The sequence below is a fragment of the Winkia sp. UMB3158 genome, assembly GCF_030217145.1.
Classification (GTDB): Bacteria; Actinomycetota; Actinomycetes; order Actinomycetales; family Actinomycetaceae; genus Winkia; species Winkia anitrata.
This window is the reverse complement of record NZ_JASONH010000002.1, coordinates 201,914-215,652: the sequence shown is the minus strand read 5'-3', so window position 1 is coordinate 215,652 and position 13,739 is coordinate 201,914. Positions and strand designations below refer to the sequence as shown.

At 56.1% G+C, this 13,739-nt stretch carries 12 protein-coding genes; 8 read left to right on the top strand and 4 right to left on the bottom strand.

Annotated features, from left to right (window positions below; all coding sequences use genetic code 11):
- Positions 1-372: 372 nt before the first annotated feature.
- The 3 genes from QP400_RS02850 to QP400_RS02840 are packed head-to-tail and all read right to left on the bottom strand — an operon-like array spanning position 373 to position 1,673.
- Positions 373-708 carry a cupin domain-containing protein gene (locus tag QP400_RS02850; RefSeq protein WP_004808206.1) on the bottom strand — a complete coding sequence of 112 codons (336 nt, stop codon included), beginning with the start codon at positions 706-708 and terminating at the stop codon, positions 373-375.
- Entirely contained in the window at positions 705-1,502 is a 798-nt protein-coding gene (locus QP400_RS02845) for a class I SAM-dependent methyltransferase (RefSeq protein WP_040315416.1), read from the bottom strand. Before QP400_RS02845 ends, QP400_RS02850 begins: the two co-directional genes overlap by 4 nt.
- 15 nt (positions 1,503-1,517) lie before the next feature.
- Entirely contained in the window at positions 1,518-1,673 is a 156-nt protein-coding gene (locus QP400_RS02840; protein WP_155855909.1) for a hypothetical protein, read from the bottom strand.
- On the opposite strand from QP400_RS02840, the gene QP400_RS02835 reads away from it, so the two are divergent.
- The 5 genes from QP400_RS02835 (at position 1,672) to QP400_RS02815 (ending at position 7,932) form a co-directional block, all read left to right on the top strand.
- Positions 1,672-2,049: a hypothetical protein gene (locus tag QP400_RS02835; protein ID WP_004808203.1), complete on the top strand. Its 378-nt coding sequence runs from the start codon at positions 1,672-1,674 to the stop codon at positions 2,047-2,049. The genes QP400_RS02840 and QP400_RS02835 overlap by 2 nt on opposite strands.
- A 343-nt stretch (positions 2,050-2,392) precedes the next feature.
- The gene (locus QP400_RS02830) at positions 2,393-4,384 is read left to right on the top strand and encodes a thioester-forming surface-anchored protein (protein WP_167568212.1); all 1,992 of its coding nucleotides are present in this window, start codon (positions 2,393-2,395) and stop codon (positions 4,382-4,384) included.
- Positions 4,385-4,573: 189 nt separating this feature from the next.
- On the top strand, positions 4,574-5,179 hold the full coding sequence (locus QP400_RS02825; RefSeq protein WP_285444556.1) for a TetR/AcrR family transcriptional regulator: 606 nt from the start codon (positions 4,574-4,576) through the stop codon (positions 5,177-5,179).
- Complete coding sequence (locus tag QP400_RS02820) at positions 5,169-7,484, top strand: YhgE/Pip domain-containing protein (RefSeq protein WP_004808195.1); 2,316 nt, start codon at positions 5,169-5,171, stop codon at positions 7,482-7,484. Before QP400_RS02825 ends, QP400_RS02820 begins: the two co-directional genes overlap by 11 nt.
- A gap of 187 nt (positions 7,485-7,671) precedes the next feature.
- On the top strand, positions 7,672-7,932 hold the full coding sequence (locus tag QP400_RS02815) for a hypothetical protein (RefSeq protein ID WP_004808190.1): 261 nt from the start codon (positions 7,672-7,674) through the stop codon (positions 7,930-7,932).
- 42 nt (positions 7,933-7,974) lie between these two features.
- Here the strand turns inward: QP400_RS02815 and xylB are convergent, their stop codons facing one another.
- Positions 7,975-9,381, bottom strand: coding sequence for a xylulokinase (xylB, locus tag QP400_RS02810; RefSeq protein WP_004808187.1), 1,407 nt, complete (start codon positions 9,379-9,381; stop codon positions 7,975-7,977).
- 241 nt (positions 9,382-9,622) lie between these two features.
- On the opposite strand from xylB, the gene xylA reads away from it, so the two are divergent.
- The 3 genes from xylA to QP400_RS02795 all read left to right on the top strand — a co-directional run bounded on the left by xylA (position 9,623) and on the right by QP400_RS02795 (position 13,679).
- Positions 9,623-10,969, top strand: coding sequence for a xylose isomerase (gene xylA, locus QP400_RS02805; protein WP_048708065.1), 1,347 nt, complete (start codon positions 9,623-9,625; stop codon positions 10,967-10,969).
- 78 nt (positions 10,970-11,047) lie between these two features.
- Positions 11,048-12,400: a sugar porter family MFS transporter gene (locus QP400_RS02800; protein ID WP_048708068.1), complete on the top strand. Its 1,353-nt coding sequence runs from the start codon at positions 11,048-11,050 to the stop codon at positions 12,398-12,400.
- An 85-nt stretch (positions 12,401-12,485) separates the two neighbouring features.
- A complete protein-coding gene (locus QP400_RS02795; RefSeq protein ID WP_070424957.1) occupies positions 12,486-13,679 on the top strand; it encodes an ROK family transcriptional regulator in 1,194 nt (397 codons plus the stop codon).
- Positions 13,680-13,739 lie beyond the last annotated feature (60 nt).

The window sequence follows — 13,739 nt, the reverse complement described above, 5'->3', positions numbered from 1 at the left end:
TTGCATTCATCACTGAATGCGCTAAGGTGCTGAAAAACAATATTCCAACTTAGCGCCCATACGGCAACATTGACCTATGCATGACTGCGTACACGTCTAAACCAGATTCTCCCATAACGTTCACAGAAAATGGCAATAATTAACCGATTCCACAAAATAAGAAGCTACTACCGCATAACTCTGCGAGATACAAACAAGGCGTGGGCAGAACAGCCATCCACCTTCTCTCAAAAAACGCAAGTTCCACGCTAGAAGGAGCGCCCCAAATACTAGGAGCACAAAAATATTATTAGCCTGCCACAGCTAGACTTTTTCGTCCCGCTGAGGCGCGGTCTCTACACCTCTGCGACATGCTGCTAGAGGCGCTGCCAACTATTTTGCTGGCCCAGCCATCATGTACAGCACCATCTTCGACGGTTTCAATGCCTTCACAGCGTGGGGCAGACGCGTTGTGAAGTGAACCAGCCCGCCCGGCCGCAGCACAACGTCACGACCATCTGCAGCGATCAACAACTCGCCCTCGAGCGCCTGGACCAGCACCGGCATCGCAGCGGTATGTTCGGATAGCTCTTCGCCCTCGTCAAAGGAAAAGAGGACAACATTGACCCCTTCACCCTTCAAAATAGTGCGAGATACGGTAGCTCCGTCATTGACCTCTACCAGCTCCGCCATGTTTTCAATGTCGGACAGCCCATCAGGATTAATCATTTCTCCTCCAAAGTAGCAACGACGGTGATGCCTGCCAGATTCTTTTTATACTCTGTGAAAGTCCTGCGCATCTGGAGCACGCGAGCACGCAAGTCCTTATCCCGCATCAGGTTTCGGACAATGCGCAACGTGCCCAGCAGACCCTCGTCGGCCACTACCCTCTTGGGATCCAGCAGGGCCATAGGCGCGGTGGCAACCTCAGTAACTCTAAATCCTGCCCCTGTTAGCAGTTCTTTCCATTCCGCGGCAGTAAGAGGGCGCGCGTTCACTCGGATGACGCGGGCCAAAGTTTTGCGCAATTCATCTGCCTTACTTGCCTCTATGCCATCTGGAACCAGCGCCAACTCATGGATAGCATACCGCCCTCCCACTGAAAGAACGCGCTTTGCCTCGGCCACAATCTTCTGCTTAGACTTCCGCCCTTGCATTGTTAGCATGGCTTCCCCAACGACCACGTCTGCACTGTCATCCGGCAGCCCTGTCTCGGCCGCGTTAGCGCACACCACCTTACCGTTAGCGCCGCTCACGATCCGTTGTACTCGGCTCACCGCATTGACGTCTCGGTCCACGCCCACGTATGAAGCAATAGATTCAGCAACTATTAGCTGCGCGGTACGGCCAAGTCCGGGGGCGAACTCAACCACGCGAGCCCCCGGCAATTTCGCTGCAGCCAGCATCGCTTTAGTGAGCTTCAAGCCTCCCGGGCGAAGAACCCGTTTTCCTGCCCTTGCTAACACCCAATGTCCTGCTGCGGTTTCTACGGGACGATCCGATTGCGGTAGTGAGCTTTCCACACCACAATTCTACACTTAGGTTCGCCTAACCTCAGCCGGCTTTAGTTTGTGCATGCCAGAAACGTTCCCCCACTTCTTGTAGTAGATCACATTACCGTTTAGACGCATTTTAATTGCCACCTCATCTACAAGTCCTAAGGTGGGCCCGTAACCTACGTTAGGTGCAATCATGAAAAAACTTTTCTTTGCAGCAATCCCTATGACTGCCGCACTGCTCGCCGGGGTGCCAGCCGCCAACGCGGCCGAACAAATACCGGCAGATCCCGATTTTTCCGTCGCAACTATCGACCCAGAATTCTCTATGGTTTCCGCAAGAAGGCTGATCATTCAGAACTTCATTTACGAAGCCGAGGCCGCCGCGGGCCACAAACTGTTCTGGGTCACCTACTCCGAGCCCAACTACGCAGTGATCTATCAGGCCCAAACCTTCGACCCGGAAACCGACAACGACGCCTTCCAGAGCCTGATTACGGTTCTGCATGACAACGGCTTTCCCCAAGTTGGGGCAGTCGCTCCCGCTCTACTCGCCGAGCAGCCAGCTAACTAGATAGTAGGCCTTTCCACTGGCTCGCTCCATTGAGATCTTTGGCAGTTACTCACTGAACACTTTGTGCCGGTTGTCCTCCCCGCGGGGAGGGCAACCGAAAGTTGCTAGAAAGACAGGTTACCTGGATAACCCCTTACTATCTAATGCGCCTGGCGAATCTGTATTAATCATTACAGCGAATCAGACACCACCGAATGTTTGCGTATTTTCTGAGTCTTCAACCTTATTTTTTTCATGCGCTCACGCACATACTGCGTCATAGCGGAACCTCATATAGAACACATAGGTTGAATAGTTAACATTCCTTCGTAACAAGAAAGTACGACAAAGGAATTCCGCTCTAATGCTTACGTCTCTGCGTGAAGACAATCACGCTATCTCGTTTCCTCTGTTGCGAACTGGCAAGCATTTTATGCTCATCTTATTGGCCGCAACGCTTATTATTTTTAGCTTACCCCTGTCCGCACTGGCTGCTTACCCGAACAATTCCGTGGGCGTTTCAGATAACGGAATCTACTACGCTCACGACAAAGCTTCGAGACTGAAGCCTATGACACCCAGTGGCGATGAGGCTGATTCCTTCGCATTCTGCATTAATAGGCAAAAGAAGGTCCCCTCGTATAGCCACAATTCTCATAGCGGCGAGTACCATCGCACGGATAACGCAAGCGCTAATGACATTTATACAGAATGGCTACACAACAGAGGAGGAACAAGGTCCAATCGCATCGATTCTGCGCAGTTAGATGACGCCCTCAGGAAGCTCATCTACATTTATGTTGCAGACCCCACAGATATTGAGGGTGCCTCTGGTCTACGCGCCATCAACCCTAACGGAATTGGATTTTATAACATTATTCAAAATCTGGTTTACCACTACACTGAAGGCGACAAGTACACCACTTATCCTCGACTAGAGCAAAATACTGCTCAGAAGATGGTGCAGGACCTGCTAGAACGCCCTATCGACGAGGTAATTCCGCAAAATGTTGATGTTAGAGTGAATCTCTATAAGGCAGTGCCAACTGGTATTCTCAAGAAGTCAAAGTACCAATCTTTGGTTAGCGGGCGGGTCATCGTCCGTCCCACTACCGTGCACTTGTCGAAAAAAGCAGTAAACGGAACCAGTGAACTAGAAGGCGCCAAACTCAAAGTCGTAGAAGGAGAAAACCCCACCGGCAAAACCATCACCGAATGGACCAGCGGTAAAACCACCAAAACCATCCAGGTAACCCCCGGAACCTACACCATGGTCGAAACCACCGCCCCAGCCGGATACGAAATCGCCGAACACATCACCTTCCAAATCGACACAACCGGCACCATCAAAACCAAAACCCAAAACGGCACCTACACCACCAACAACACCAACACCATCACCATGCTCGACAAGCACAAAACACACACCGTGCACTTGTCGAAAAAAGCAGTAAACGGAACCAGTGAACTAGAAGGCGCCAAACTCAAAGTCGTAGAAGGAGAAAACCCCACCGGCAAAACCATCACCGAATGGACCAGCGGTAAAACCACCAAAACCATCCAGGTAACCCCCGGAACCTACACCATGGTCGAAACCACCGCCCCAGCCGGATACGAAATCGCCGAACACATCACCTTCCAAATCGACACAACCGGCACCATCAAAACCAAAACCCAAAACGGCACCTACACCACCAACAACACCAACACCATCACCATGCTCGACAAGGTGAAACCACCGACTACACCACCAAAGCCTCCTACTGACAGGACACCGCCGCCAACCACACCAGCACACCCTGAAATCACAATTTCAAAGAAAACACTCGGAGTAGAAACAGAACTACAAGGCGCGACCCTGCGCCTTGTAGAGGGGAAATCTCCCAGCGGCGCGCAAATCGAAGAATGGGAAACCGGTTTAACTCCCCGTTCCTTCGGGCTTACCCCAGGAACGTACACGCTGATTGAAGTAAAAGCTCCCACGGGATACAAGATTGCTCGCCCAGTCACCTTCTCTGTTGAGGCCGACGGAACCGTAACACTGCAAACACGCAACAGTAGCGCCACCGCAAAACAGAAAAAGGTGACCATGATCGACGAGCCGGAGACGCCAAACACACCACCAGAAACACCAAACACACCACCAGAAACACCAAACACACCACCAGAAACACCAAACACACCACCTGCTTCACCTCGGGTATCGAAAAAGCCCGTTTCTTCGCCCCGTGTGAAGAACCTGGCTGCGGTCGAAAGTCCTTTGGCTAGGACTGGTGCGGCCGGCGGTGTGTTAGCTCTGGCTAGCGCAGCAATGCTAGGAACCGGTCTGGCGCTTCTACGACGCCGCAACCTCTAAACCCCTTATAGAAGCAAGAGCCTCGCAGCGAAATTGCTGCGAGGCTCTTGCTATCTACCGCAATGCAACAAAGTGCTGTAATTACAGGTAATTAGCTCGCACCTCTCGTTGAGGATCACAGCCAGAGTTGCTTAACACCTGTAAAATAATGCTTGCACAACCTCCTTTACACTTGTAAAGTATCTACACGTGGCTACTAAGACGAACAACGATCCACGCACTGAAAAATCCTGTGCTGCGTTACTGGACACAATCGACACGCTGCTAGAAGAAGGCATAAATCCGGACAAAATTTCCGTAACGGAATTGGTCGGCAAGGCCGGCCTCACCCGCCCCACCTTTTACCAGCACTTCCAAACAATCACTGATTTGGTCGGCGCCTCTGCGCTTCGACGCCTAGAAACCATCTTCGCAACTATTTCTAGCGAAGATGAGCTGAAACAGAACGCGACGGAAGAGGTGATTAGGGCGCTCCTCTCCTACCTTTGCAACGACGCTACCTACTGCATTACGGTGTTCAATTCTTCGGCTGCCCAACACTTGCTGAACACCTTGGTTGACTACATCGCGGACCGCCTCTACACCGTGTCGCCTGTTGGCACTAGCATCAAAGCGCTCGAAGGTATTGACACCTGGAAGTATTGCCAGTTCCTGGCTGCGGGCACAATCTGGCAGGTACAAGAATGGCTGCTAACCGAACCCTCCCCTGCCGCGGCGCAAGAAACCTATGTAAAGCAAATATCAACCTCCCTGCTCCTGGCAGGTCAGCTGAAAGAGGTCGAAAATGGCAACTGAAAATAAACTGAGCCCCCGCCGACGCAAAGTATTTACCATTGTCGTCATATTGGGGCTCGCATGCATTCCGCTAATCTATTCGTCGATTCTGACGGGGTCGTATAAGGATCCAATCGACAAACTGAACACGATCCCTGCCGCAGTGGTCAACCAGGACCAGCCCGCCCAAGGCACCTCGGGCACATTGCACGTGGGTGCCGACCTGACGCGGGAACTGTTGGAATCTGACAACGAGCAGAACCTGGGGTGGAAAGAATACTCGGCCCAGGATGCCTCCAAGAAGCTCGAAAAAGGCGACGTGTACGCAATTTTGACGATCCCCAAAGAGCTATCTGCCAACGTTGCCGCGGCGCAGGCCGACCCGAAAAACCTGAAGCCCACCACTATCACTTTCACTTCCAACGACTCGCAAAACTACATCGTGGGCAAGTTCGGCATGGCCGTAGCCGACCAGATCAAGGACAAGCTGGCCCACAAGGTCACATCCGGGTACCTAGAGAAAGTCAACCTGTCCTTCACCAACCTGCATCAGAGCCTAGGTAAGGCTTCCGAGGGCGCCGGCAAACTATCTGACGGCGCCATGAAAGCTAAAGACGGGGCTGGAAAACTAACGCTCGCCCTCGGCAAACTACAAAACGGGGCGGGCACACTAGCCGCTGGTAACCGGGCGCTTGCAAGTGGGGCAGGAACCCTGGACGAGGGCGCCGGCAAACTATCTGACGGCGCCTCTAAGTCTGCCAAGGGGGCAGGCGCGCTTGCCGCTGGTCTGAATAAGCTTGCTGGCAAGACCGGCCAGATCGACGCTGCCGGCAGTCAGCTGAATAAGGGGACTAAAGAGTTGGCCGATAAGTCTGCTCTTTTGTCGCAGAAAATCAGCCAACTAAATGAGGCCAATCAGTCCTTGGCTCAGAATATGAAGAAGCTGGCTGAAGGCTCGCACAAGGCGAGTGATGGGGCTGTTGCTCTGCAGGCAGGGGCAGCGTCCTTGCAGGCAGGGGCAGCCGAATTGAACGCGGGCCTGCAGACTATGGGGGCCAAGCTCGACGAAGCCCCAATCCTCATCCCTAAATCGATGCTGGTAGAAAAGATCGGCCCACTCCTTGACGGGGCTGCCCAGCTTTCCGCGGGTGCGCAGAAGTTAAATGAGGGCGCAACTGCCCTCGTGGGAGACGACACCACTGGTCTTACCGCGCTCGCAGCCGGGGCGGACCAAGCTTCAGCAGGAGCCCAGAAGATCGCGGCTGCCAATTCCAAGTTGGCAGAAGGTGGAGCACAACTTTCAACGGGCGCCAGCAAGGCAGCATCGGGCACTTCTCGCTTCACCAATTCACTTTCCGAGGCAACCACCGCCATCGGCAGTGCGGCAACCGGGGCAAACACGCTGGCAAACGGCACTAATCAGGTTGCCAGTGGTGCAAGCCAACTGTCGGCCAAAACCCCACAGCTAGCCGAGGGCGCTAACCGCGCCGCCGCGGGCGCAAACAAGCTCAGCTCCGGCCTCACCCAGGCAGGAAATGGCGCAACCCAGCTGGAAGACGGGACCTCCGCCCTCGCGCAGGGGAACACGCAGCTGAAGGATTCGCTGGCAAAGGGCGCCAAGAAAGTGCCAACTTACACGGAGGCGCAGGCCCGCACTAGCGCAGAAAATACTGCCGGGCCGGTAACTCTGAGTACGACCAAGACTAACGATGTGGGGCCGTTCGGCTTTGGCGTGGCCCCCTACTTCATGCCTTTGGCAATGTGGGTGGGAGCGATCGCCTTCTATCTAATGATGAGCCCGCTCAACAAGACATTGATGCGCAATAAGAATGTTTCCGCGTTGGGCGTAGGGGTTGGCTCTTTAGGCGCCACCTTGGCCATTTCTGTAGCGCAAGCATTGCTGATGCTTGCAGGAATGCACTTCATAGTTGGCCTTGAACCGGCCAATCGCGCCGCCACAGTTGGGCTGTGCGTCCTCGCCTCGTTTACGTTCGTGGTGATCAACCAGGCGCTGATTGCCGCCCTCGGCCCGTCGGGGCGCTTCATCGCACTGCTACTGATCGTGTTGCAGCTCGGCGCGGCAGGGGGCATCTACCCGGTGCAAACTGCCCCGAAACTGTTCCAGGTTATTCATGGTTGGCTACCCATCACCTACACGGTAGATGCGCTGCGCGCTGCAATCGGCGGCGGGCCCATTCCTATGGGACCGACGGGAGCTGTACTGGGCACCTACATTGCGATCTCCGTAATCGTCGTGCTGGTGGCCGCCTACTTCCGCCGCCGCGGCTACAAGCCCACCATGGAACAGGTGATGGGCCACCGCTAAGGTAAGCCCATGCGCATTATGCTTTTAGAACGTACGCGCGGCATTCTTGGAGTGCTCAGTATCCCCCTGCTCTTCCCCCTACCCCTATTGGCGGCCGTATACGTGACCCGCTGGGTGCTGGGGGGAAGACGGGGCGCTCGTAAGCCCCCTGTGGGCTAGCTACCTCGTATGTGTTTTTCTATTTATATTGCTGCTCATCGTTGGCGGCGCTATCGAAGCTGGTACAAAGAAACTCTATTCACACGAATGGACCGGCCTGGCCGTATCCTTTGTAGTTGAAATACTTATAGCTGCAGCAATCTTGCGCCTAGTGGTGGCACCGCTGCTTGCCGCGGCAATTGCCGGCCTCCTTGGCGTGAGCTTGGAGTTTGCAGTCTTTCGCGGGCTGGCTCCGCTTTGGAAACACTTAGAGGCAGAAGCCGACAAGCACAGCGCCACCAAAAGCTAGCGCATGTCTGCCGGGGGTATGCGCTAGCTTCCCGCCGCTACTTTAGAGAAGATCGCCCATAGCTTTGCGGAAAATTTCCCACGAGGGCGGCGCCTGGCCCGGGCTTACCTGCTTTATTACTTGCGGATCCCACTTGGGGCCTAGCTCAGCACCCGCGGCCAGTGCGGCCTGCCGGGCAGCCCCTTTTGCTACGTACTCGCCCGGGGCTGGTAGCGAAAGTGGGATCTGCATGATGTCAGCCAGGATCTGCAGCAGCACACTAGATTTTGCGCCGCCCCCAACTACCATCGCAGAAGAAATTTCAATTCCTCCGGCACGCACCGCCTCGAGCGTCGCCCTCATGTGGCAGGCCAAAGATTCGAAGGCGAGACGCGCAAAATTTTCCCGCGTCATCGCTTCCGGACGCAGGTTCAAAATGCGCCCTGTGGCATCGGGGAGGTTCGGGGTGCGCTCACCCACAAAGTAGGGAATCATGACCATGCCGCCGCAACCGGGTTCGCCCGCCTGGGCCAGCGCATCCAGTTCCTTATAGTCCGTCCCGAGGATCCGGCAGAAATAGTCCTGCACTAGCGAACCGTTCAGCGTGCAAGCTAGCGGCAGCCACTGCCCAGAAGCATCCATGAACCCGGTAACCCCACCAACCGCGTCGCGCACGGGATGGTCAGACCTAGCGGCCACCACCCCGGAGGTGCCCAGAGAAACCGAGGCCTCCCCGTGGGCAAGATTTAGCCCCAATGTTGCCCCCGCGTTGTCACCGCAGCCGGGCGCTACCTTGCCGCCACCAAACTCTGCACTTGCTTCTCCGACAACCTCGGCGGGGCCGGCGATGCGGGGCAGAATTATCTGGCGGGCTTCGGCCTCGCTAATGCGCAGCGCGTGCGCCAAAATGTCATACCTATAGCTGGCATCATCACAGTCCACATACCCTGTGCCAGAGGCATCCGAGCGGTCCGTCACCAGATCTTCTAGGCGGCCACTGCCCATGATCTTCCAGGTCAGCCAGTCGTGTGGCAGGCAGATCGCAGCGATGCGCCCTACGTTCTGCGGCTCATTGTCTGCAATCCACCGCAGCTTCGACACCGTAAGGGAAGCGACGGGAACAGAGCCTACGGCCTCGGCCCAAAATTCGCGCCCCTTTTCCTCGACCAATGCTGCTGCGGCCGGCGCCGCCTTCGTATCATTCCATAGCTGGGCGGGACGAATCACCTGACCGTCCGCATCAAGCAACACCATGCCGTGCTGCTGTCCCCCAACTGCCAGCGCGGCTACATCTTCCAGCCCACCCGCATCCGTCACGGCGGCCTGGAGGGCGGTAAACCATTCCCCCGGGTCCACTTCGGTTCCGCCTGGATGCGAAGCACGCCCCTGACGGACTACCTGCCCGCTGTCGGTATCGAGCACAAGCACTTTGGTGGATTGAGTAGAAGAATCGATTCCTGCTACGTACATCTTGACTCCCGCTGTTGCGTCAACTTTGGCGCCGTCGTCGTCGACTTTGTTTTATGTAATAACTATAGGCTACAAATAAGACTTTGCTACCGCAATAGCCTAATAGTGGGCATTTTACATACGTCTCTGATCTTGGGCTTTACCCCTTGCCAAGGCTGCGCCCCGCCGCTAACGTTCCTTTTGTAACGCATCATTACAAAGTCGTGAGGCAAGCCCTCCGGCTAAGTACGAGGAGGTACAAATGTCTGACCTTTGGAATTTCGAAAAGATCCCTTACGTAGGCACCGCTGACCCGAAGCAGGGCCTCGGCTTCCACTACTACCAGCCCGACAAAGTTGTAGCCGGAAAGAAGATGTCCGAATGGTGCCGCTTCGCGATTGCCTACTGGCACACGTTCAACCAACGGCTAGTCGATCCCTTCGGCGACGGCACTGCGCAGCGCCCCTACGATAAATATTCTGACCCGATGGAACTGGCGCTCGCCAAAGTAGATTACTCGTTCGAGTTCTACCAGAAGCTAGGCGCAGAGTTCTTCTGCTTCCACGACCGCGACATTGCCCCCGAGGGCGGCACGCTTCGCGAAACCAACAAGAATCTGGACAAGGTTGTTGACCGCATCGAGGCGCGACAGAAAGAAACCGGCATCAAACTGCTGTGGAACACGTGCAACCTGTTCACCAACCCCCGTTTCCAGGCAGGGGCAGCCACTTCGCCCTTCGCAGACATCTATGCTTACGCTGGTGGGCAGCTGAAGCACTCCCTAGAGATCGCGAAGCGCCTGGGCGCAGAAAACTACGTGTTCTGGGGCGGACGCGAAGGCTACGAGACCCTGTGGAACACCGACCTGAAGCGCGAGCAGGACCATATGGCCGCCTTCTTCCACGCAGCCGTAGACTACGCGAAGGAAATCGGCTTGGACGCCCAGTTCCTGATCGAGCCAAAGCCGAAGGAGCCGACCACCCACCAGTACGACTTCGACGCGGCAACCACGATCGCCTTCCTGAAGACTTACGATCTGGACAAGGATTTCAAGCTGAACCTAGAGGGCAACCACGCCAACCTGGCGGGGCACTCCTACCAGCACGAGATCCGAGTGGCACGCTCTGCCGGATTGCTCGGCTCGCTGGACGCAAACCAGGGTGACAAGCTACTGGGTTGGGACCTGGACGAATTCCCTTCCGACCTGTACGAAACCACGTCCGTGATGTGGGAAATCCTGGCCGAGGGCGGAATTGGCGCCAAGGGCGGCCTCAACTTCGATGCCAAGCCTCGCCGCTCCTCCTACACCGAACGCGACCTCTTCGCCGCCCACGTCGTAGGCATGGACTCCTTTGCTGCCGGCCTGCTGGTAGCTGCCAAGCTGCATGAAGATAGCGTAATCGAAGACCTCCTCAAGGAACGCTACGGCAGCTTCGATTCGGGAATTGGCGCCCAGGTGGAAGCCGGCAAGGCATCCCTGGCAGAGCTAGAGGAATACGCCCTCGACAAGAAGCAGTCGGAGCTCATTTCCGCGAACGAACCGGGCAACCTAGAAGCCATTAAGGCAACTATCAACAACTACATTGTCAAAGCGCTAGCTGAAGCATAGGCGCAACGGCCGGGCCTACGGGCCCGGCCACACAACTTACTGTGGCCGCGAGCGCGGCCTGACCATTGGCGGTTTCTAATGCGTAAAATCTCTATGACCTTCGTGTACCTTTTTGGGTCTTTAGGAGGTCTGCTCTTTGGCTATGACACTGGTGTCATCAGCGGAGCCATTTTGTTTATTCAAGACCAGTTGCATCTGGCGTCTTGGGGGCAGGGATGGGTTGTCAGCGCAGTACTGCTGGGAGCTGTTATTGGGGCTGCGGCTATAGGACCGCTCTCTGACAAGTATGGGCGACGCCGCCTGGTACTTCTTGCCTCTGTAATCTTCTTTGTAGGTGCGATCGGTTCAGGGCTAGCCCACTCGGTCGCTGTCCTTATAATTTCCAGGCTGATCTTGGGCCTAGGCGTGGGGACTGCTTCGGCTCTAGTTCCCACTTACCTGTCCGAAATGTCGCCGGTGTCCAAGCGTGGCTTCATCACCGGCCTCTTCCAACTGATGGTTATGACCGGGATCTTGCTGGCCTACATAACCAACTACGCCTTCGCCGGCTTCTACACCGGGTGGCGGTGGATGCTGGGCCTGGCGGCGCTTCCTGCAGCAATTCTGTTCTTCGGTGCACTAGTGCTTCCCGAATCGCCCCGCTATCTGATCAAGATTGGTAAGCGTGGGGCCGCCCACCGCGTCCTCGATTCCATGTACCGCGGGCACGAGGGCGAAATTGAAGCTAAGATTGCCGAAATTGACCAGCAAGCCGCTATTCAGCAGGGCGGGTGGAGCGAACTATTCGGAAAGACTGCCCGCCCGGCACTAATCGCCGCCCTCGGGCTGGCAATATTCCAGCAGATCATGGGCTGCAACACCGTGCTGTACTACGCTCCCACGATCTTCACCGACGTTGGCTTTGGCGTGAACGCCGCACTGCTCGCCCACATCGGGATTGGCATCTTCAACGTGATCGTGACCGTGCTGGGCATTTGGCTGATGGACAAGGTAAACCGCAAATCGATGCTAGTTGGCGGCGCGATCGGGATGGCAGTATCGCTAATCACCATGAGCGTCGGCATGCACTTCTCGGGTCGTAGCCAGCTGGCCGCCTACCTGTGTGCCATAGCACTGACCATTTACATCGCTTTCTTCTCGGCCACTTGGGGACCGGTCATGTGGGTCATGATTGGCGAAATGTTCCCGCTGAATATCCGCGGCCTAGGCAATTCCTTCGGCGCGGTGATTAACTGGGCGGCGAACTCGATCGTGTCTCTGACCTTCCCGTTCCTACTTAGCTTCTTCGGGACCGGCTACCTGTTCTTCGGATACGCGGCAGCCTGCGTGCTGGCCATTATCTTCACCCAGAAGATGGTGTTCGAGACTCGCAACCGCTCCCTTGAAGAGATTGAGGAATCTCTTCGCGCAAACGCGGCAAAAGTCGCATAATCTATCCCGAAGTAGGCCACCACCTAAGGATTTACCATTGATGGTGGCCCACTTTGGGTTTGCAGCGTGAGTAGAAAGGGCGGCAATGATGACGGTCGGGAAGAATTCCCAATCCTTGCGGCAGGAAAACCTTCGCTTGCTGCTGCAAAACATCCTTTCTTCTGGGGAGGCCCTCTCTAGGGCCACCCTGGCCAAGCAGGTAGGTCTTGCTCGTCCAACCGTTTCGAGGTTGGTCGATGAACTGGTGGATCTGGGAATTGTTAGCGAACTGGCGCCCGTCCGCAACACCGTGGGCAGGCCGGCTGCACCATTGGTTGCCCGCGCCGGCGTCCGCTGTTCGGTGGGCGTAGAGGTGAATCTGAATTACCTGGCAGTGGTAGTGCTGGATTTGGCCGGGGCAGAGCTGTTCAAAGTGTGTGATTCCTTTACTTCCCGCACCGCCTCCCCCAAGCAGGTCATAGCGAGGGCGTTCACCCTGCTTAGAGATTTCCTTCCCCCTGCAGGCATGCAGGTCGTGTCCATCTGGCTGGCTGTTCCCGGATTGGTTAGCCTAGACCGCAAAACAGTTGTCACTTCCCCCAACCTGGGATGGGAAAACGTGACCCCCAGCGATTTTGTGGAGGATGGCCCCACGGATTCAGCCGCCGGCATTAGCCCAGCCAACCTAGTCTTGGCGAACGAGGCCGACGCCTCCGCCTACACCTATATTTACTCGGCACCCGGAAGACTAAACCCGGATGCCACCTTCTTATACCTGTCCGCCAAGGTCGGCATTGGCGCCGCAATTGTGCGCGGGGGAAAAATTTTTGGCGGCCAGCATGGATGGGCCGGGGAAATAGGGCACACCTGTGTCGACTCGGCAGGGCCGGCTTGCCGCTGCGGTTCCAACGGATGCTTGGAACAGTACGCGGGCCTCGAAGCGATGGCCCGCCGGGCGGGATTGAAAGAGGACGCCTCAATTGACCAACTACTTACTGCAGCCGAGCAGGGGGACACTAAAGCCGAACACGCCCTGTGCGAGTGTGCGCGCGCCCTCGGGATAGCGGTGGCGAACGTGCTGAATCTGCTGGATTTAGACCTGGTGATCTTGGGAGGCCACCTGGCCGCGCTCCACGACCAAATCAGCAACATGTTCCTGGCAGAACTGCGCCACCGCGTCCTCTCTTCGCGCTGGGCCAGTATTTCAGTGCGCCCTTCAAAATACGGCAGATTCACTGCGGCCCGCGGCGCCGCACTCGCCGGGCTGGAAGCCTTCGTGCGTAACCCTGAGGCCTGGTAGCACCACTCCCGCATTCTCTAGCGGAAGAAAAGCGCTACCAACGCGACCATAATGGAGGGC